This window comes from Bradyrhizobium sp. UNPF46, assembly GCF_006658625.1.
GTDB classification, from domain to species: domain Bacteria; phylum Pseudomonadota; class Alphaproteobacteria; order Rhizobiales; family Xanthobacteraceae; genus Bradyrhizobium; species Bradyrhizobium nitroreducens.
The window spans coordinates 58,905-78,148 of record NZ_LFJB01000054.1 but is presented as its reverse complement, the minus strand read 5'-3'; the positions used below and the strand labels follow the sequence as shown (position 1 = coordinate 78,148).

17 protein-coding genes are annotated in these 19,244 nt (G+C 65.4%); 11 read left to right on the top strand and 6 right to left on the bottom strand.

All coding sequences use genetic code 11. The features are described 5' to 3' along the window. Window positions 1-54: 54 nt before the first annotated feature. Window positions 55-210 carry a hypothetical protein gene (locus UNPF46_RS37620; protein ID WP_174718932.1) on the bottom strand — a complete coding sequence of 52 codons (156 nt, stop codon included), beginning with the start codon at window positions 208-210 and terminating at the stop codon, window positions 55-57. A gap of 246 nt (window positions 211-456) precedes the next feature. Between UNPF46_RS37620 and ku the strand changes: the two genes are divergently transcribed. From ku to UNPF46_RS21825, 7 genes are all read left to right on the top strand, one after another. Next, window positions 457-1,434, top strand: coding sequence for a non-homologous end joining protein Ku (gene ku / locus UNPF46_RS21860; protein ID WP_100177327.1), 978 nt, complete (start codon window positions 457-459; stop codon window positions 1,432-1,434). Window positions 1,435-1,491: 57 nt separating this feature from the next. Next, entirely contained in the window at window positions 1,492-1,728 is a 237-nt protein-coding gene (locus UNPF46_RS21855) for a hypothetical protein (protein ID WP_100177328.1), read from the top strand. Between the two features lie 171 nt (window positions 1,729-1,899). Then, on the top strand, window positions 1,900-2,082 hold the full coding sequence (locus UNPF46_RS21850) for a hypothetical protein (RefSeq protein WP_100177329.1): 183 nt from the start codon (window positions 1,900-1,902) through the stop codon (window positions 2,080-2,082). Between the two features lie 187 nt (window positions 2,083-2,269). Next, window positions 2,270-2,434: a Flp family type IVb pilin gene (locus UNPF46_RS21845; RefSeq protein ID WP_097662975.1), complete on the top strand. Its 165-nt coding sequence runs from the start codon at window positions 2,270-2,272 to the stop codon at window positions 2,432-2,434. A gap of 165 nt (window positions 2,435-2,599) precedes the next feature. Beyond that, on the top strand, window positions 2,600-4,141 hold the full coding sequence (locus UNPF46_RS21840; protein ID WP_142251385.1) for a thymidine phosphorylase family protein: 1,542 nt from the start codon (window positions 2,600-2,602) through the stop codon (window positions 4,139-4,141). Window positions 4,142-4,229: 88 nt separating this feature from the next. Next, window positions 4,230-5,825: an MBL fold metallo-hydrolase gene (locus tag UNPF46_RS21835; RefSeq protein WP_142251384.1), complete on the top strand. Its 1,596-nt coding sequence runs from the start codon at window positions 4,230-4,232 to the stop codon at window positions 5,823-5,825. Window positions 5,826-6,943: 1,118 nt separating this feature from the next. Further along, complete coding sequence (locus UNPF46_RS21825) at window positions 6,944-9,697, top strand: beta strand repeat-containing protein (RefSeq protein ID WP_142251383.1); 2,754 nt, start codon at window positions 6,944-6,946, stop codon at window positions 9,695-9,697. A 753-nt stretch (window positions 9,698-10,450) separates the two neighbouring features. Here the strand turns inward: UNPF46_RS21825 and UNPF46_RS21815 are convergent. The 5 genes from UNPF46_RS21815 to UNPF46_RS21795 all read right to left on the bottom strand — a co-directional run bounded on the left by UNPF46_RS21815 (window position 10,451) and on the right by UNPF46_RS21795 (window position 15,563). After that, window positions 10,451-11,122, bottom strand: a complete 672-nt coding sequence (locus tag UNPF46_RS21815; RefSeq protein ID WP_142251381.1) for a type 1 glutamine amidotransferase domain-containing protein — start codon at window positions 11,120-11,122, stop codon at window positions 10,451-10,453. A gap of 59 nt (window positions 11,123-11,181) precedes the next feature. Continuing rightward, window positions 11,182-11,817 (bottom strand): hypothetical protein, encoded by a 636-nt coding sequence (locus UNPF46_RS21810; protein ID WP_246668712.1) that lies wholly within the window; start codon window positions 11,815-11,817, stop codon window positions 11,182-11,184. Between the two features lie 6 nt (window positions 11,818-11,823). Next, window positions 11,824-14,079 carry a xanthine dehydrogenase family protein molybdopterin-binding subunit gene (locus UNPF46_RS21805; protein WP_142251380.1) on the bottom strand — a complete coding sequence of 752 codons (2,256 nt, stop codon included), beginning with the start codon at window positions 14,077-14,079 and terminating at the stop codon, window positions 11,824-11,826. 1 nt (window position 14,080) lies between these two features. Beyond that, on the bottom strand, window positions 14,081-14,545 hold the full coding sequence (locus UNPF46_RS21800) for a (2Fe-2S)-binding protein (RefSeq protein WP_142251379.1): 465 nt from the start codon (window positions 14,543-14,545) through the stop codon (window positions 14,081-14,083). Window positions 14,546-14,627: 82 nt separating this feature from the next. Continuing rightward, complete coding sequence (locus tag UNPF46_RS21795) at window positions 14,628-15,563, bottom strand: helix-turn-helix domain-containing protein (protein WP_100181209.1); 936 nt, start codon at window positions 15,561-15,563, stop codon at window positions 14,628-14,630. Between the two features lie 339 nt (window positions 15,564-15,902). Between UNPF46_RS21795 and UNPF46_RS21790 the strand changes: the two genes are divergently transcribed. The 4 genes from UNPF46_RS21790 (at window position 15,903) to UNPF46_RS21775 (ending at window position 19,154) form a co-directional block, all read left to right on the top strand. Continuing rightward, window positions 15,903-16,658: an alpha/beta fold hydrolase gene (locus tag UNPF46_RS21790; RefSeq protein WP_181770047.1), complete on the top strand. Its 756-nt coding sequence runs from the start codon at window positions 15,903-15,905 to the stop codon at window positions 16,656-16,658. A gap of 38 nt (window positions 16,659-16,696) precedes the next feature. Next, on the top strand, window positions 16,697-17,707 hold the full coding sequence (locus tag UNPF46_RS21785; RefSeq protein ID WP_142251378.1) for an aldo/keto reductase: 1,011 nt from the start codon (window positions 16,697-16,699) through the stop codon (window positions 17,705-17,707). A gap of 95 nt (window positions 17,708-17,802) precedes the next feature. After that, complete coding sequence (locus tag UNPF46_RS21780) at window positions 17,803-18,654, top strand: VOC family protein (RefSeq protein ID WP_142251377.1); 852 nt, start codon at window positions 17,803-17,805, stop codon at window positions 18,652-18,654. A gap of 77 nt (window positions 18,655-18,731) precedes the next feature. After that, window positions 18,732-19,154: a putative quinol monooxygenase gene (locus tag UNPF46_RS21775; RefSeq protein ID WP_246668711.1), complete on the top strand. Its 423-nt coding sequence runs from the start codon at window positions 18,732-18,734 to the stop codon at window positions 19,152-19,154. Window positions 19,155-19,244: the final 90 nt, after the last annotated feature.

Genomic DNA, 19,244 nt, shown 5'->3' with positions numbered 1-19,244 from the left:
GTGGCCGCGTCAAGCGGCGCCTCGGAAGGTCCGCCCTTCCCGTGAATTCGGCCGTCAGGTCCGAAAGAACACGAACCAGATGACGGCGAGGATCAGGATCGCAAGCCCGGTCGAGATGGCGAGCAGTGCGGCAACGGACGGCCCGGGTTCGCCCTGGCGCGCCTCGGTTGCAGTTTCGACGATCTGATGCTGCTCTCGCGTGGTTGCCATGATGTCCTCAATCTCTGCGTGTCGCCTCCGATGACCGCGACCTCTCGCAGCCGTGTGTCCGGAGCCAACGCTCGATCCGATGTGATGTTCCGGCTCTTGCCAGCTCTTGGCCGGCCGATCGGGCCGCAACCGAGGGACGGGCGACCAGTTAACGCAGTTGGCGGATTCAACGACCGGCCTTGCTATGATTCGTTGTTCCCCGATGGTATTCTGCGACGTTGTCCTCTGTTGCGTTTGGAGTAGCCCATGGCCCCCCGCGCCAATTGGAAGGGTTTTCTGCGTTTGTCGCTCGTGACCTGTCCGGTCGCGCTCTATCCGGCCACTTCGGATACCGAGAAGGTCTCCTTCAACCAGATCAACCGCAAGACCGGGCACCGGATCAAGTACCTCAAGGTCGATGCCGAGACCGGTGACGAGGTCACCTCCGAGGACATCGTCAAGGGCTACAAGGTCGACACCGACACCTATATCGAGGTCACCAAGGACGAGCTCGACGACATCGCGCTGGACTCCACGCACACGATCGAGATCGACGAGTTCGTGCCGAAAGCCGACATCGACAACCGCTATCTGATCCGCCCCTATTATCTCGTGCCGGACGGCAAGGTCGGCCACGACGCCTATGCGGTGATCCGCGAGACCATCCGCAGCATGGACAAGGTCGCGATCGGCCGCGTGGTGCTGACCAACCGCGAGCACATCATCGCGCTCGAGCCGCTCGATAGCGGGCTGATGGGCACGCTGCTGCGCTACCCTTACGAGGTGCGCAGCGAGAAGGAGTATTTCGACGACATCCAGGACGTGAAGCTCACCAGGGACATGCTCGACCTCGCCAGGCACATCGTCGAGAAGAAGTCCGGTGCGTTCGAGCCCGAGCTGTTCGAGGACCATTACGAGACCGCGCTGATCGATCTCATCAACAAGAAGCGCGCTGGGACGCCGATCGCGGCCAAGACGACGCCGAAGAGCGGCGGCAACGTCATCAATCTGATGGATGCGCTGAAGAAGAGCATCGCCAACGAGAAGGACACCGCGCCCGCGGCGAAGGTTGTCAAGGAGACCAAGGCCAGGAAGCCGAAGAAGCGCGTCGAGGGCCAGCGCGAGATGCTGCTGCCGATATCGGGCAAGGGCGGCAAGGACGCCGCGGCGAAGGCCGCGACCGCGCCCAGGAAGGCCGCCGACAAGCCGGCGCGCGCGCCGGCGCGGACGAAGAAGGCCGGCTAGCGGCACGCACGCGCGATCGCACCGTGACGTCTCCCCGCGCCCGTCAGTCGGCCTGACATGCCCTGGTCCGCGGCATTCGACGATCCGATTTCCTTGCGTGGCGGACGCCGGTTGCAGACGCTGCAGCAGGCGGCCGATCACATCATGCAGCTGCCCGAGGACGTGCAGCACGCCGGCCACTGGCAGACCGCGATCGAGACCCTGATCAACGCGGCGGAGCAAGGCGGCGGCTGGACGATGTTCGCCCGCATCGCGATGCTGCGGGCGCTGAACGCGGACAGGAATCGCAAATGAGCCCGCCCGCCGGATCCATAGCCTCAACAATCCGTTAAACCGCGCAGCCATCTTCGGCGGCCGCCCGGCATGGGCGAGGCACCGCGTAATCCTACGGAAGACAAAATTAACCGTTGATTGCCTTCGCGCCGACCAAGGTCCCGCCCTCGATTGGACCAGGGTTGCCACGCCATGCAGAAGCAGGACGCCAGGAAGAACTATATCGGCCTCGTCAGCGACACGACCGAGGACGAACGCCTCACCGACGGCGCCGTGCAGTGGCAGCCGCGCGTGATGAGCTATCTGGCCAGCCGCCTCGCCGCCGTGCTGAGGCGCCCCGGCAAGGCCGCACCCGGCGGCTCGGCCGGGTCCTGAAAAAGACCCCGTCAAATCCGGCCAAATTGAGTGACGAAACCTTAAGTCAACGAATGGCAGCATATAACGCCAGAGGTCGGGGCTAGCGCGCCAGTGCTTTGACGCGCCCCGGCGAAGACTTCGTGAATCGATTTCTGCATTTCGCAAACGGCGCCGCATACATTGGACGGACGAACGGGAGTTGACGATGGCATTGCTCAGGTCCTTTCTTGCCGACGAACAAGCAGCCACCGCTATCGAGTATTGCCTGATCGCGGCCGGCATCGCGCTCGCGATCGTCACCGTCGTGAACAGCACGGGCGGCGCCCTGCTCAACAACAAGTTCAACTCGATCGACGCCGCCACGAAGTAACCGCCCGGCCCGGCGGCATGCGGCCATCCGGCGCCGGCAACATCGCCAAGACACACTGGCAAGACACACCGGCAAGCAGGTCTCGCCGGCCATGATCTGGGTCAACAGCACCGCGACCGCGACGTCTAAGCATGGAGACCGAGTTTCCTCTCTGCCGGTCCGTCCATGTCTCCAGAGCTTCCGCACTCCCAACTGAAAATCCGCCGCGTCCGGCTCGATACCGGACGCGAGAACGTCGTCGTCCTCTCCAGGCAATCCAAGGCGCTGCGTGCCGAGATCTTCCGCGGCTTCAGCCGCGTCGAGCTTCGCCAGGGCGACAAGGTCCTGCTGGCGACGCTGCTGATCACGGACGACGACACGCTGGTCGCCCCGGACGAGATCGGCCTCTCTGAACCCGCATTCCACCGCTTCGCGCAAGGCGCGGGCACGCATGTGACGGTCAGGCCCGCCTCGCCGCCGGAGAGCCTTGAAGCGGTGCGCGCGAAGATCCACGGGCGAACCCTGAGCCAGGCCGAGATCGGCGCGATCATCAACGACCTCGCGCATTATCGCTACTCGGACATGGAGATCGCCGCCTTCCTGATCGGCTCGGCAAGCTTCATCACCAGCGACGAGCTGCTCGCCCTCACCGGGGCGATGGCCCAGGCGGGCACGCAGCTGGTGTGGCCGACCCCCGTCGTCGTCGACAAGCATTGCATCGGAGGCATTCCCGGCAACCGCACCTCGATGGTGGTGGTGCCGATCGTCGCCGCGCATGGCCTGCCGATCCCCAAGACCTCCTCGCGCGCCATCACCTCGCCTGCGGGCACTGCCGACACGATGGAAGTGCTGGCGCGGGTGAATGTCGGCGTCGAGGAGATGAAGGCAATCGTCTCGGCCTGCAACGGCTGCCTGATCTGGGGCGGGCACGTCAACCTGTCGCCGGCCGACGACGTCCTGATCTCGGTCGAACGTCCGCTGAGCCTCGATACCCGCGAGCAGATGGTCGCCTCCATCATGTCCAAGAAGATCGCGGCAGGCTCGACGCATCTGTTGATCGACATTCCGGTCGGGCCGACCGCGAAGGTCAGCAGCGGCGTCGAGGCGATGCGGCTGCGAAAGCTGTTCGAATTCGTCGGCGACCGCTTTGGCCGCTCGGTCGAGGTGATCATGACCGACGGAAGCCAGCCGATCGGCAACGGCATCGGGCCGGTGCTCGAGGCCAATGACGTCATGGCCGTGCTCGGCAACGACAAGGATGCTCCGCGCGATCTGCGCGAGAAATCGCTGCGGCTCGCCGCTCACCTCCTGGAATATGATCCGAAGCTGCGCGGCGGCGCCGGCTACGCCCGGGCGCGCGAATTGCTCGACAGCGGCGCGGCGCTGAAGCAGATGCAGAAGATCATCGATGCCCAGGGCCCGTCGACCTGCAGCAATGAGCTCGGACCGCTCAGCTTCGACGTCAAGGCGGCGCATGACGGCATCGTGTCCGCGATCGACTGCCTGCGTCTGAACCGCCTCGCCCGCACCGCCGGCGCGCCGCTCGACAAGGGCGCAGGCATCCGCCTGTTCAAGAAGATCGGCGACCGCGTCGAGCAGGGCGAGCCGCTCTATCGGGTCTACACCTTCGACCGTCCCGAACACGATCTGGCGGCCGATGCCGCCACCGGGGAGAGCGGCTACGTCGTCAACGGTCACGAGGCCCCCCAGGGCAAGTCAGCGTCGTGAGCACGATCGCGCTCCAGACACTGGCCGACGAGAGTCTCGCAGCCGCGTTGCGATCCGAACTGACCACCCATCTTCCGGAGACGACGCCATGAGCATCACCGTCCGATTTTGCGGCGCCGCCCGCACCGTGACCGGGTCGAGCTATCTGTTCCAGACCGCAACGGGCCGCTTCCTGGTCGATTGCGGCCTGTTCCAGGGCCAGAAGACGCTGAAGGAGCTCAACTACGGCGCCTTTCCGTTCCGCCCCGCCGATATCGACGCCGTGCTGCTGACGCACGCCCATATCGACCACAGCGGCCTGTTGCCGAAGCTGGTGCGCGCTGGCTTCGAGGGGCCGATCCTGGCGACGCGCGGCACGATCGATCTGTGCTCCTACATGCTGCCCGACGCCGGCAGCATCCAGGAATCGGAAGTCACCCAGCTCAACCGACGCAACGCCTCGCGCGGGCGCAAGGAGGTTCAGCCGATCTACACGCAGTCCGATGCGATCGCGTCGCTGCAATCGTTTCGCGCGGTCGATTATGAAAGCTGGACCGACGTCATCCCCGGCGTCCGCGCGCGCTACTGGAACGCCGGCCATCTGCTCGGCTCGGCCTCGATCGAGCTCGAGATCGCCGAACAGGGCGCGGCACGGCCGATGCGCGTGCTGCTCTCCGGCGACGTCGGGCCGGAGGCCAAGCTGCTGCAGCCCGATCCCGAGGCGCCGACCGATTTCGACTACGTCATCTCGGAATCGACCTATGGCGATCGCGTGCGCGAGGCCACGACCCCTGCCCTTCGCCGCCAGCATCTCGCGGCCGAGGTGCGCGAGGCAGCAAGCGCCGGCGGCGCGCTGCTGATGCCCGCCTTCGCGGTCGAGCGCACCCAGGAGCTGATCGTCGATCTCGTCGATTTGATGGAGCACGGCGAGATACCGACCGCACCGATCTTCCTCGACTCTCCGCTCGCGATCCGCGCCACCGAAGTGTTCCGCCGCCATACCGAGAGCCTCGACCCGTCGGTCGATGCCGCGCGCCTGCTCAACTCGCCGCATCTCAAATTCACGGAGACCGCGGACGAGAGCAAGGCGATCATGCGCCTGTCCGGATTCCATATCATCATCGCCGCGAGCGGCATGTGCGATGCCGGCCGCATCCGCCATCATCTGAAGCGCTGGCTGTGGAACGAGCGCGCGACCGTGCTGCTCGCCGGCTTCCAGGCCAACGGCACGCTCGGCCGCTTCCTCCAGGACGGGGCCAAGGCCGTGCGGATCCAGGGCGAGGAGATCAAGGTCGCGGCCCGCATCCGCATGATCGACGAATATTCGGGCCATGCGGACGGCGCCGGCATGGCCGGCTGGATCGCGGCGCGCCGGCCCATCTCGCGCGGGCTGTTCCTGGTCCACGGCGAGGAAGGCGCGATTGCGGGCCTCGCCGCACGCGTCGCCGGGCGTATCATTCCGGCGGCCAGGATCTACCAGCCGATGCTGGACGACATCTACGAGCTCGCTGCGCCCGAACCGCGCGTGCGCGATGTCGATCATCGCCGCCGCCTCGCGCCGGAGGCCGTCACCCGTCTCGACTGGCACAACGAGATGTCCGAGCTCATGCTCGACATCAACGACAGGATCGGCGCCGCCGCCGACGACCGCGCCCGCGGCGTCATCGTCCGGCGGCTGCGCCGGGCGCTGGAGGAGAAGGCGTAGCGGGGGGCCAATCGCTGCGCGCGCAATGACGGCGCCTGAGACGCGCCTCTCTCGTGTCCCGGACGCGCTGCAGCGTTCTTACGCTGCTGCGCAGAGCCGGGACCCAGCAGGCTGCACGTTCCGCTCACGCATGGGCCCCGGCTCTGCAGCGCACCACGCCGCACCGGACGATGCTTCGCATCGCCGGGGCGCGCTGCGCTGCGTCCGGGGCACGAGACTGTTGTTGAGCGATGGACGTGATTGCTTATTCTCGCGGCTTGTTTTGCCCGAGCTTTGCATTGGTCTTGCACCCTCTGAAAGCAAGGGCGCAGGGAAGGCCGGGCGCCGGCTGGCACCCGAAGTCCCGCGTGCGAAAGAAGCGCGCACGGGGTGGACGACAGGTGTTGCCGGTCGCCCGGCCTTCCCTGCGCGATGGTTTTCACGGTGTCCTTCGTGCTCTCCCCGGGGAGCGATGCACTATTGCCCCCGTCGCCTTGCGGATTTCGGATGCGGTGCCGGTTGGCCGCCACATCCCCGCAGGACTTGACGCACAGACCCCGGGCGTCAGGACCACACGACTTCTCCGTCCGCGCACATCCTCGCTGGGTTCTCCACGGCTGGCGTGCGCTCACCGTCGAGGCCATTCGAAGACGCTGTCGACGCCGTGTCGTATCGCGCCCGTCGCTGCTCACGGTCTCCCGCCCTGCAACCACATTGCGCGCCGACGCCGTCGCGGCCACCGCATCCCGGCCCGCGTCTCGTGACGATCGCGAAACGCCCCTTGTGGCGGGCGGGATGCGTCGGCTTGTACGGCAAAACCGAACTTCTGTAAATTCGAATATTTTTGCCTGGAGCTATCGACCCAGCGCTGGCGTGTTTTGCCTGTCGGGCGACACAACGGATGGTAGGTGGCATCGGCCGAGCCGCGGCGAACACGGGGGCGTGAACGACCGTCCTGCCGCGTCCTCCCCAGAATCAAGCGGTTCTCAAGGAAAACAGGAGCCTGTCCGAAGACTTCAGCGAAGCCGGAACCGGCATCCCGGCCTACAGACGAGACCGTCTGCCGTTCGCCCGGCATCGCGAAAGCGTCACGGTACCGCCGCACGGCCTATTTCGATCACGCAGAGCGAGAAGCGCATATGGCTGTCACAGCGAATTTTTCCGCCGGAATTCTCACCGTTTTTGGCAACGCCCACAACAACACGGTCACACTGGGCCGAAGCGCGGCCGGGACGATCATCGTCAACCATGGCGCGGTCGCGGTCAAAGGCGGCCCCGCCACGGTCGCCAATACCAAATTGATCCAGGCCTTCGGCCTCGACGGCAATGACGTCATCACCATCGACGAAAGCAACGGCGCGATGCCCGCCGCCAACCTGTTCGGCGGTGCCGGCAACGATACGCTGACCGGCGGATCCGGCGGCGACATGCTGTTCGGCCAGTCCGGCAACGACACGCTGTTCGGCAAGGGCGGCAACGACCTGCTGTTTGGCGGCTCCGGCAACGACGTTCTGGTCGGCGGCGATGGTAACGACCAGATGTTCGGCGAAGCCGGCAACGACCGCATGATCTGGAACCCCGGTGACGACAGCGACCTGATGGAAGGCGGCGAAGGCATCGACACCGCGGAGGTGAATGGCGGCAACGGCAGCGAGACCTTTGCCATCACGGCCAACGGCACGCGCGTGCGCTTCGACCGGGTCGACCCGGCGCCATTCTCGCTGGACATCGGCACCACCGAGAACCTCGTCGTTCATGCCGGAGGCGGCGACGACGTCATCACCGCAACGGGCAATCTCGCCGCGCTCATCAGTCTGACCCTCGACGGCGGCGCCGGCAACGACACCATCCTCGGCGGCAACGGCGCGGACCTTCTGCTCGGCGGCGACGGCAACGACTTCGTCGACGGCAATCAGGGCAACGACACCGCATTGCTCGGCGCCGGCAACGATACCTTCCAGTGGGACCCTGGCGACGGCAGCGACAGGGTCGACGGACAGGCCGGAATCGACACATTGCTGTTCAACGGCTCGAACATCAGCGAGGACATCACCCTCTCCGCGGCCAATGGCGGCCATGCGCTGCTCACCCGCAATGTCGCCAACATCACGATGGACCTCGATGGCATTGAAACTGTCACGATCAATGCCCAGGGCGGCAGCGACAACATCGTCGTCAACAACCTGGCTGGCACCGACGTCAGGCAGGTCAATATCGATCTCGGGTCGAACGGCGCCGGCGACGGCGCTTCCGACACTGTGACGCTGCTCGGCACCAACGGCAGCAATGCGATCGAGATATCCGGCACGGGCACGTCGGTGGCGGTCACGGGACTGCCGGCTTCCGTGGCCATCACCAATGCAGAAGGCGCCAACGATGCGCTTCTCGTCGAGAGCCTCGGCGGCAACGACACGATCGCGGCGGCCGCGCTTGCCGCAGGGATCGTGCACCTGACCATCGATGGCGGCGCCGGCAATGACACGATCACCGGCAGCGCCGGCAACGACACGTTGATCGGCGGCGACGGCAATGATGTCGTCGTTGGCGGCCGCGGCAACGACGTCGCGCTGCTCGGCGCCGGCACTGACGTCTTTCAATGGAATCCCGGCGACGGCAGCGACACCGTCGAGGGCGGCGATGGCGTCGACACGCTGCGATTCTTCGGCGCGAACATTGCGGAAAACATGTCCGTCGTGGCGAACGGCGATCGCGCCCTGCTGACGCGCGACGTCGCCAACATCACGATGGACCTGCACGGGGTCGAGCATGTCGATCTCCATGCGCTGGGCGGCTCCGACCATATCACCGTGGGCGATCTGAGCGGGACCGAATTGACGCAGGTGAACATCGACCTCGGCGGCTCGACCGGAACGCCCGACGGCGCCGTCGATACGGTCTCAGTCGATGCCACCCAGGGCGCCGATACGTTCGGCGTCAGCGGCAATGCCGGCGGCGTGACGGTGTTCGGCCTGCATGCGGCCACCCACCTGACTTCCATGGACGGGACCGATCAGCTGACGCTCAACGGCCTTTCCGGCGACGACGTCATCGACGCCAGCGGCCTTGCTGCCGGCGTGCTGCAACTGACGGTCAACGGCGGCATCGGCAACGACACCATCCGCGGCAGCCAGGGCGACGACCTCATCAACGGCGGCGACGGCAACGACGTCGCGCTGATGGGGGCGGGCAACGACACGTTCGTCTGGAATCCCGGTGACGACAACGACACGGTCGAGGGCCAGGCCGGCAGCGACACGCTGCTGTTCAACGGCGCCAACATCGCCGAAAACATCAGCATCTTTGCCAACGGCTCTCGCGCTGAGCTGACGCGCGACGTCGCGAACATCACGATGGACACGCACGGCGTCGAGACGATCGCGTTCAATGCCCGCGGCGGCGCCGACAAGATCACCGTCGGCGACATGACCGGCACCGACGTCACGCAGGTGAAGATCGACCTCGGCGCAAACCCCGGCAACCCCGGCGGCGACGGCGCGGTCGACAACATCGTGATCAACGGCACCGGCGGCGACGACGTCATCACGCTGTCGCTCAACAGCAACGGCGCGCTGGTGATCGACGGCCTCGCCAGCCGGGTCGTGATCGAGAATTTCGACTTCAACGACACCATCACCATCAACGGCCTCGGCGGCGACGACGTGATCGAGGCCTCGGGCGTCGGCCCGGGCGGGCCTCATCTCGTCTTCGACGGCGGTGCCGGCGACGACGTGTTGATCGGCAGCGCCGGGAACGACACGCTGCTCGGCGGACTTGGCGATGACGTGCTGATCGGCGGTGGCGGCCTCGACGTGCTGGATGGTGGGCCCGGAGACAACGTCGTGATCCAGTCGTTGCTCGCGCATGCAAGCTTCCATTCGGGCACGCTGGTCTGAGCCGGCGAGGCGCGCTTCGCCCGGCGCCGGCCCGCTGACCTGCGGGTAACGCAATCGAATACAGCCCGGACGGCGCAGCGCGCTGTCCGGGCCATGACGCTTTGACGGCCATACTGGTCCTGATACTCTGTCCGCGTCGTGGTTCGGCGGGGCCATGCCATCCATCGTTGAACCCGAGCTGCCGAAGGAATGCGGATGAGAAGCGTGACGCTCCTGGCTCTCGGCCTCATGTTTGCCCTCGCATGGTCGCATGACAGCGCGAGAAGCCAGACTTCGAACGCCCCGCCGGTTTCGCTTGCTCCGCCCGATGCATCGCCGCCGCGCCCGGGTGCCACCAAGCCCGCACGGGTGACGACAAACAGAGCTCCGCCAGCGACGTCCCGCAGAGAGACCTCGGTGCCCACGATAGGCGGGTCTCAGGCGATACCGAATCCCGCCGCCGACTATGACGGCTTCAGCGTCGGCAGCGTCGATGACAATGACGCCCCGCACCAGGCGGCGCCGCCAATGAGGTCACGCGCCGCAAAGGACGCCAGGTCCGATCCGGATGCAGATGTCCTCGAGCGGGAAGATGGGGCGTTGAAGCGAAAGCTGATGATCTGCCAGAACTGCAAATAGGACGTTTGTTGGCCGGCCAGCCCAACTGCGGCTCTGGCAGCTCGCAAGCTCGTGGCCCGGATCGCGCGCAGCGACGTCCGGGCAGCGGGTCCGGCCGATCAATGGCACCCGCTCCCCAAGTTTCAGATTTTCGCGTCAGCGGTCCTTGAGGGCGGATAGCAACTCTTTTCCCAGCGGTCCGGCCGAAGCGGGGTTCTGCCCCGTGATGAGCCGGCCGTCGACGACGACGTGAGGCTGCCAATTGGCTGCCGACGAATACTCGGCGCCCTCTGCCCTCAACGCGTCCTCGAGCTCGTAAGGCACGTCGTCGCGGGCGTAATCGTATTCTTCCTTCTTCGAGAAGGACGTGAGCTTCTTGCCGCGCACGAACGGCGTGCCGTCACCGAGGTTGACGCCCAGCAGCGCGCACGGCCCGTGACACACAGCGGCGACGAGCTTGCCGGTGGTCCAGGCGCGCACGACGGCACTCTGGACCGTTGCATTGCGCTGGATGTCCACCATGGGCCCGAGACCGCCGGGCACCAGGATGGCGTCGTAGTCAGCAGCGTCCACCTCGGACAATCTGCGACTGTGATTCAGGCGACGAAAGGCCTTGCTCGCGAGAAAATCCTTCTGGGTGGGATCCTTCTCGTCATACGCATCGTACGGCGTCCATCCCCCAGCCGGCGATGCAAACTCGACCGCGACTCCGGCCTTGTCGAGCACGTCGAAAGGATGGGCGACCTCGGCGAAAAAGAAGCCGGTCTTGCGACTGTGCGGACCAATCACCGCTGCGTTGGTGACGATGAAGAGGACATGTTGGGTCACGGTTTCTTCCTTTCGATGAGGCCATGTGGCATCGCGACGGCGCGGCGCGGGAGAACGCATCAGTTCGGACAGGGCTGGCCGGCGGCGCCCCACATCGCCATGTCCTTGACGTGATCCTCGAAGCTGCCCGGCGGCGTCGAGCGGCCTGCGCCGGGGGCCCACCCCCTCGGGATGAAGCCGTTCAACGAGGCATCGTGACGCAAATGCTCGACGAGACCGGCGGCGTCGCGACCGCCGTTACGCTTGGGATCCTTCAGCTGCGCGCAGATCTCGGTGCCGCTCTTGCCGAACCAGATGAAAGCCACCGGCGCGAGCTGCCAGTCGATGCCGGCGCGCGGCGGCGCCGGCGCAGGCTCGTTCGCCTGGGTGGAGGTCATGTGACAGGTCGAGCACGGGATCGCCTCTGCGCCGATGCGGCTCTCGCCGCCATGGATGTTCATGCCGTGCACGCGGGGCTTGGTTTCGCCTGCCGGCGTCCAGATCGGAATGGCCTTGGCATCGACGTGGCAATTGGCACACCGCGGATGCGTCACCACGGCTTCGATCCGCTTCCAGGCCTCCAGCCCCTCGGCGCGGCTGACGCTTCCCGCGGGCAGCAGGTCCTTGGCGGCCTCGTCCTTGGCTGCGACGATCCCCGTGAGGACCGCAATCGACGAAGCGGCGAGGACGATCGCAATCAGAGATCTCGTCATCATGCGTCCTCACACGAAATCGATGAACTTGTTGAATGGCATCTCGCGAATGCGCTTTCCGGTCGCGGCGAAGATCGCGTTGGCAAGCGCGGGCGCTGCCGGCGGAACGGGCGGCTCTCCGACGCCCCTCACCTTGGGATCGTTCTCGAGCCCGCGAACTTCGATCACCGGACATTGGTAGATGCGCATGGCCTCGTGGTGGTTGTAGTTGGTCTGCTGAACCGCGCCCTTCGCGTAAGTGAGTTCGCAGTTGATGGCGTGGCCGAGGCCCCAGACGATCCCGCCCTGCACCTGGTTCTCGAAATTGACGGGGTCGATCACCTTGCCGACGTCGACCGCGGCCCAGACCCTGTCGATCCTGATGCCCCGGTCGGTCTTTGTGACCTCGACGACTTCGGCAACCGGCGTGCCGAAGGACTCGACGAAGGCAACGCCCCGGCCTCGGCCGTTGCCGAGCGGTCCCTTCCAGTCCGACATCTCCGCGACTGTCTCCAGCAGCTTGCGGTAGTGTGGCACGGCGCACATCTCGATCCGCGCCTTCATCGGATCGAGTCCCGCCGCATGGATCAATTCGTCGATGAAGCTCTCGGTGAAGAAGCCACCCGTCGAGGCGCCGACCGACCGCCATGTGGTGCTCGGCGACAATCCTTGCGCCTCGTAGGTCGTAGCCCGGAAATTGGGGATATCGTAGTAGACGTTCCAGAGGCCGGCCGCCAATTGCGGGTCGGGATCCTTCGAGGGGGCGCCCGAACGTTCGAGCAGCCCCTTGAACGGCGCCGTCGAAGCAAGCTGCAGATCGGCCGCGACGATCTTGCCCTTGTCGATGCTGCCGCTGTACCGGGCGAGCGCGATCTGCCGCGGAATGTCCTGGAGAAAATCCTCCTCGCGCGAGAACACCAGCTTGATCGGCGTGCCCTTCATCTGGTTGGCGATCTCGGCGAGAACACGGACGTTCTCGTATTCGAGACGGTGGCCGAAACTTCCGCCGGTCCACTGATTGTGGAAGGTGACCTGTTCCGGCTTGAGGCCGATCGCGGTCGCCGCGACGTATTGAACGAATTGGGGACTCTGGTGGCCGACCCAGATTTCCATGCCCTTGTCGGTGACGAGGCCGATACCGTTGAGCGGCTCGAGCGGCTGATGGGCGACGTAGGGCGCGCGATACTCCGCCTCGATGCGCGTGCCCGTCTTCAACCCGGCTTCGACATCGCCGATCTTGCGCCATTCCTTGCCCAGGAACTCCGGCTTGAACGAGGATTGCAGCACCTTCCAATGGTCGGCCTGGTCGGCGGGGTACACTGACGGCGCCCACTCGCATCTGATCGCATCGGCGGCCCTCATCGCGTACCAGCTGTTGGTGGCGATCACGGCAACGCCATTGTTGATTTCGAGGATCTTCTTCACCCCCGGCATCGATTGCGCCTTGCCCGCGTCGTAGGATTTCATCGGCTGCCCCTTGTTGGGGTTCAGCTTGACGGAGGCGTACAGCATACCCTCCATCTTCATGTCGATGCCGAACTTCAACTCGCCCAGAACCTTGGCGCGCACATCAAGGCGCATCATCGGCTTGCCGATCAAGCGCCAGGTGGCGGGATCGCGCGTCTGCGCGTCGAGCACCGGGGGAATCTTCGCGGCGTCCGCCGCGAGCTCGACATAGGGAATCTTCTCGCCGTTGGGCAGGATCACGTGCCCGGATCGGGTGCGGAGGTCGGCCACCGCGACGCCCGAACGTTTGGCGGCGGCGGCCTTCAACGTCTCACGCGCGACGGCCCCGGCCTTGCGCAACTTCTCATAGGTGTCGGGGATCGTGCTCGAGCCACCCGTCATCTGCAGGCCGGACTTTCGGAGACTTTCGAGCGCCGCGGCGCGGCCCGCTTCGGCCGCGGGGCTCTGATCCGAGGCGAGGAACGGCGCCAGCTCTTCCTTGAAGCCGGTGTTGAAATAGGCGGGACTGGGGCCTGCGAAGCGAACTTCGAACTGGCCGGGATCGAGGTCCATCTCCTCGGCGATCATGATCGGCTGCACCGAGCCGACGCCCTGACCGATGTCGGCGTGCTGGGCGATCAGCGTGATCTTGTCCGGGCTGATCTCGACCCAGGGATTGAAGGTCACGGAATTCGGCCCGAGGCCGGCCGTCAGAGGATTGTCGCCGGCGGTCGGCGCGGCCGCCGCAGCACCGCTGTAGGCGCCGAAGGCGATTCCGCCGGCCATCGCGGCGGAGCCGAAGACAAAGGCGCGGCGCGAGAGGTCCTGGATATGGCCCATGTCACTTCTCCGCCATTTTCTTGGCTGCCGCCGCATGGATCGCCGCGCGGATGCGCGGATAGGTGCCGCAGCGACAGAGATTTCCCGACATCACCTGATTGATCTGCTCGTCCGTCGGTTTGGATATCTTTGTGAGCAGCGAGATGGCCTGCATGATCTGGCCGGTCTGGCAGTAGCCACATTGCGGGACCTGATGCTCGATCCAGGCCTGGACCACCGGGTGCTGCTCCTTCTTGTCGATGCCTTCCAGCGTGACGATCGACTTGCCGGCGACCTCGCCGATATGCGCCTGACAGGACCGCACCGCCTTGCCGTCGATGTGGACGGTGCAGGCGCCGCATTGCGCGACCCCGCAGCCGTATTTGGCACTGGTGATGCCGAGCTCGTCGCGCAGCACCCAGAGCAGAGGCATCTCGGGAACGACGTCGACGCTGCGATTGATCCCGTCCACCGTGAGCTCGATCATGTCGATATGTCTCCTGACGGATCTGGTCGGCACATCAGCACTGCCTGATCGAGGCCGAGCCGTATTCCCGATTCCTGCGGAATCATGCGCAATCCCTGCGGAATGCCGCATCGGAACGATCGCTCTGCAGCTCGGCCTCCCCGCAGCACAATTCGCGATACTGCCCCGGCGTGAGACTTGCGGCCTTGCGGAACACGCGGGTGAAATTGGCCTGCGAGCCGAAACCGAACGCCAGCGCGATCTCGACCAAGGACAAGCGGTCGCGCGCGAGTTCCTGCCGCGCCGCCTGGACACGGCGATCGGTCACGTAACGGTGCGGTGACAATCCGGTCGCTTCGCGAAACAGCCGGGAGAAATGATAGGGGCTGAGGCAAGCCTGGGCTGCGAGATCCTCGAGCCTGATATCGCTGGCAAGAGAAGTCTCGATATAGTCCAGCACGCGCTGCAGGCGCCTCGGATCGAGCGACGGCGCTTTATCGGGCGCGCGCCAGCGGTCGATCGTGTAATTCCCCAGAAGATGCGCGGCGAGCGCGACCTGGATTCCCTCCACGAACAGCGCGTCGGTCGGCTGGCGCGGACGATGCAGCAGGTCGCGAAGCGGCGAGCAGATGTGGAAGAGCACCTGGTCCGACAGACCATGGGCGTAGGCGATCTCCACCTTTGCCGGATCGATGTCGAAGTCCGCAAGCGCGCTCTGGTTCAGCAGCGCAGGCGGAAGATAGAGATGAAGGCATTCCATCCGGTCCGACAACTCGAGATGGCTCTCTTGCGTCCCCACGGGGACGAGGTAGCTCATGCCCGGCCGGGCGAAGCTCTTCTGCACTTCGCCGTTGCCGATCCGGCACACCATGCCGCCGCCCGACAGCACCACGACGATTTCCGTACAGATCGGAACGGGCGTCGCCTGCCGCCCGGCCTCGAATTTGCGATGCTCGATGCTCAGCCCCGGCCAGTCGCTGGTCGCAGCGAGCTTCTCGCTGTTCTTGTACTTCTGATCTCCATGCGTCACGAGCGCCATCACGACCTCCGCTTCGTTGCGGCGAATCCCGGCCCCGTATCGCGAACGCGCGATCATTCCATCCGGTGGTGAGTTGCAGCCCCGGCCGCTGCCACGCCGATGCGAACTTTCTCACAAGCGGCGATTGTGAAGTCCAGACCCGGCGCGGTTAAAAGAGGTAAAAGGCAGACAACGCAAAGGCTTGGACAACGCGCTCGATTGCGTTGAAGAGCCGATCCCGCCGCGGATGAGCAAGATGCGTCCGTCATCGCGCATGAATCGGAAATACCGCAGTGTGCGCCTGCGCTAGTGAAAGGCTCGTCAACGGCAATGTCGCCGTATCGAAGATCGGAGCCTGTTATGAAGACGCTCATCACTATGCTTGCCGCAATGTCGATCGCGACGGCCGCCCCCGCGGTCGCAGCCGAGAAGACCGTCTCCATTGTCCTTGTCCACGGCGCCTTCGTCGACGGATCGGGCTGGAAGGACACCTACGACATTCTGTCGAAGGCCGGCTATGAGGTGCTCGTCGTCCAGCAGCCGACGATCTCGCTGCGTGACGACGTCGCGGAGACCGAGCGTGTGATCGCCAAGGCGCGGCATCCGGTGATTCTCGTCGGGCACTCCTATGGTGGAATGGTCATCACCGAAGCCGGCGACAACCCGAAGGTTCGCAGCCTCGTCTATCTCGCCGCATATGCGCCCGAGGCCGGGGAGTCGGTCAGCACGCTGTCGGAAATACCCGTGCCGGCCGGCGAGCACGCGGGTCCGCTGGTCAAGGAGGGCAATTATCTCTTCGTCGACCACGATAAATTCCCGACCGCGTTCGCCGCCGGCGTCGATGCCGCAACGGCCCGCTTCATGGCTTCGGCGCAATTGCCGTTTGGATTGCAGGCGGTGCAGACCAAGGTCGAGCGCGTGGCCTGGAAGACGAAGCCGACCCATTACATGGTGACGATGGAGGATCACATTATCCCTCCGAGCTTACTGCGCTCCATGGCCAAGCGATCTGGCGCGAAGGTGACGGAAATCAAGAGCAGCCACGCGGTGATGCTGGCGCATCCGCGCGAGGTCGCTGCCTTCATCAGAAGCGCAGACACCTCCGCAACCGACTGAGATCGGTCCCACGGCCGTCACACGCAAGGATTCGCAACATGGCCCTCAAGACTATTCTGCCGGGCAAGCTTGGCTTCGGCGCCGCGCCGCTCGGCAACATGTTCCGCGACATCCCGGAGCAGGAAGCGCTCGCGACCGTGAATGCGGCCTGGGACGACGGCATCCGCTACTTCGACACCGCGCCGTTCTACGGCGCGGGCCTCGCCGAGATCCGCTTGGGCGCGGCACTCGCCGGCCGGCCGCGCAACGACTACGTGGTCAGCACCAAGGTCGGCCGCCTGATCCTGGACGAGATCGAGGATGTCGGCGCACGCGACCTCGGCGAGAAGGGCGGCGTCTTCAAATACGGCCGTCCGAACAGGATCGTGAACGATTACTCCGCCGATGCCACGCTGCGTTCGATCGAGGACAGCCTGAAGCGGCTCGGCACCTCCCACATCGACATCGCCTTCGTGCATGACGTCGCGCAGGATTTTTACGGCGACGAGTGGCTGTCGGTGTTCGAAAGCGCGCGCAAGGGCGCGTTCAGGGCGCTCGACCGGCTGCGCGACGAGGGCGTGATCAAGGCATGGGGACTCGGGGTCAACCGTGTCGAACCGATCGAGCTGCTGCTCGCGCTCGAAGAGCCGCGCCCCGACGGCTTCCTGCTCGCGGGCCGCTACACGCTGCTCGACCACGCAAGGGCGCTTCAGCGAGTGATGCCGATGGTGGCCGAGCACGAGCTCGCGATCGTCGTCGGCGGCCCCTACAGTTCGGGCGCGCTGGTCGGCGGCCCGAACTTCGAATATGCCCCGGCGCCTGCGGAGATCCTCAGCAAGGTGGCACGGATCAAGGCCATCGCGGACGGCTACGGCATCAGCATGAAGGCGGCAGGCCTGCAGTTCGCGCTCGCCAGCCCCGTGGTCGCGGCCGTCATTCCCGGTGCGAGCCGCCCGGGCCGCATCGCCGAGGATCGCGCAGCGCTCGAGGAAGCCATTCCCGCCGATTTCTGGCGTGAGCTCCGTTCGGAGGGGCTCGTCAACGCCGCAGCACCGCTTCCCGCCGCCTGAGGTGTCGCGAGCGCAGCAGATTGATCCCGGTCGGGCACCGCTCCCGCCGGCAGGACAACGCACGCAAGATCCACCGAACCAACAAGGAGAGCGACATGACAGATGAAGCCGACAACGCCACCGATATGGGCCGCCGCACCCTGCTCCAGACCGCCGGCGCGGCGGTCGTCACGGGCCTCGTCGTCGGCACGGCAGAAGACGCGCAGGCCGCGACGCAGGGCGCCAACGGCATGTCGCCGGCCGACCGCAACGAGGCGCCGCTCGGCGCACGGCTCCAGGGCGTCCAGCATTTCGGGCTGACAGTCCAGAACATGGAGCGGGCCTATCAGTTCTATACGGAAGTGCTCGGCGGCGCCGAGGTGTTCCGTCACGGCGACTTCCAGGGCGACGAGGTGCAAAACACGCTGCTGGCCGACCAGGAAATCGAGGCGAATGCACGCGGGGTCAATCCGCGGACGATCGGCGTTCCCGACCTCAGAAGCGGAGCGCAGAGGCTCGATGTCCGCTTCATCCAGTTCGACAACATGGTGCTCGAACTGCTGCAATATCGTGAATCCGATCAGCCGATGGGCAGTGCAAAGAGCTTTGCCGAGCCGGTGGAGCACATGAGCCCGGCCTTTCCGCGCATGATGCACATCTGCTTCTACGTTCGCGACGACGTCGACTTCAACAAGTTCATTGCCGACCTCGAAGCCGAATCCGCACGCCGCGGCATGACGCAGGTGAGAGCGAACCGCATCATCCGCGTCATGACGGAGGCGGAGCGCAAGGCCGCGCCCCGCAACGCCAACACCAACCGGGTGACCGCGGAACCTTCCAACGGCTGGGAGCTGATCTATTGCAAGGGGCCGGAAGGCGAGCAGCTCGAATTCGTCAAGGCGCTCGGCCCCGTCAAGCAGCGCTTCAGCGAGGCCCTCGCAAAGCGACAGCAGACAATCGTGCGCTGATCCCTCAAATGCCGGGCGGCCGGCGGGCGCCGGTTGCCCGGCGAAGCGCTCACGATCTCGATGTGAAGGACTTCGTCATGAAAACTCTGCTCCGCAACTCGCTTGGCGTCCTGCTGTTCGCCGCCTCGACGGCCATGACGGCGGCAGCGGTCGTCGCCCAGGAAGCCCCGCGCGTGCGCTATCAGGAGATTCCCGAAGGCGCCTATTCGGTGGTGGCCCAGGTGCGCGCCAAGGCCGGGAAGGAAGACGCATTGCGTGCGGCCACGCTTCCCCTGATCGACCTCGTTCGCGGCGATCCCAAGAACCTGGTCTATTTTCTCCAGGAAGACCGCGCCAAGCCCGGTCATTTCATCTTCTACGAGGTCTTCGCCAGCCAGGCTGATTTCGACGCGCATAACGCCATGCCTTATGTGAAGGACTGGTTCGCCAAGCTTCCGGAACTTGCCGATGGCGGTGTCGAAGTGATGCGCATGACGGTTCTTGGCGTGCCCAAGAAATAGCCAGCCCCACGAGCGATCTTGTCGCAGCCATTCTGCCGGCAAGTGCGGGCAGCAATCGTGCGAATTCAGAACCGCTCACTTCAACAGGTT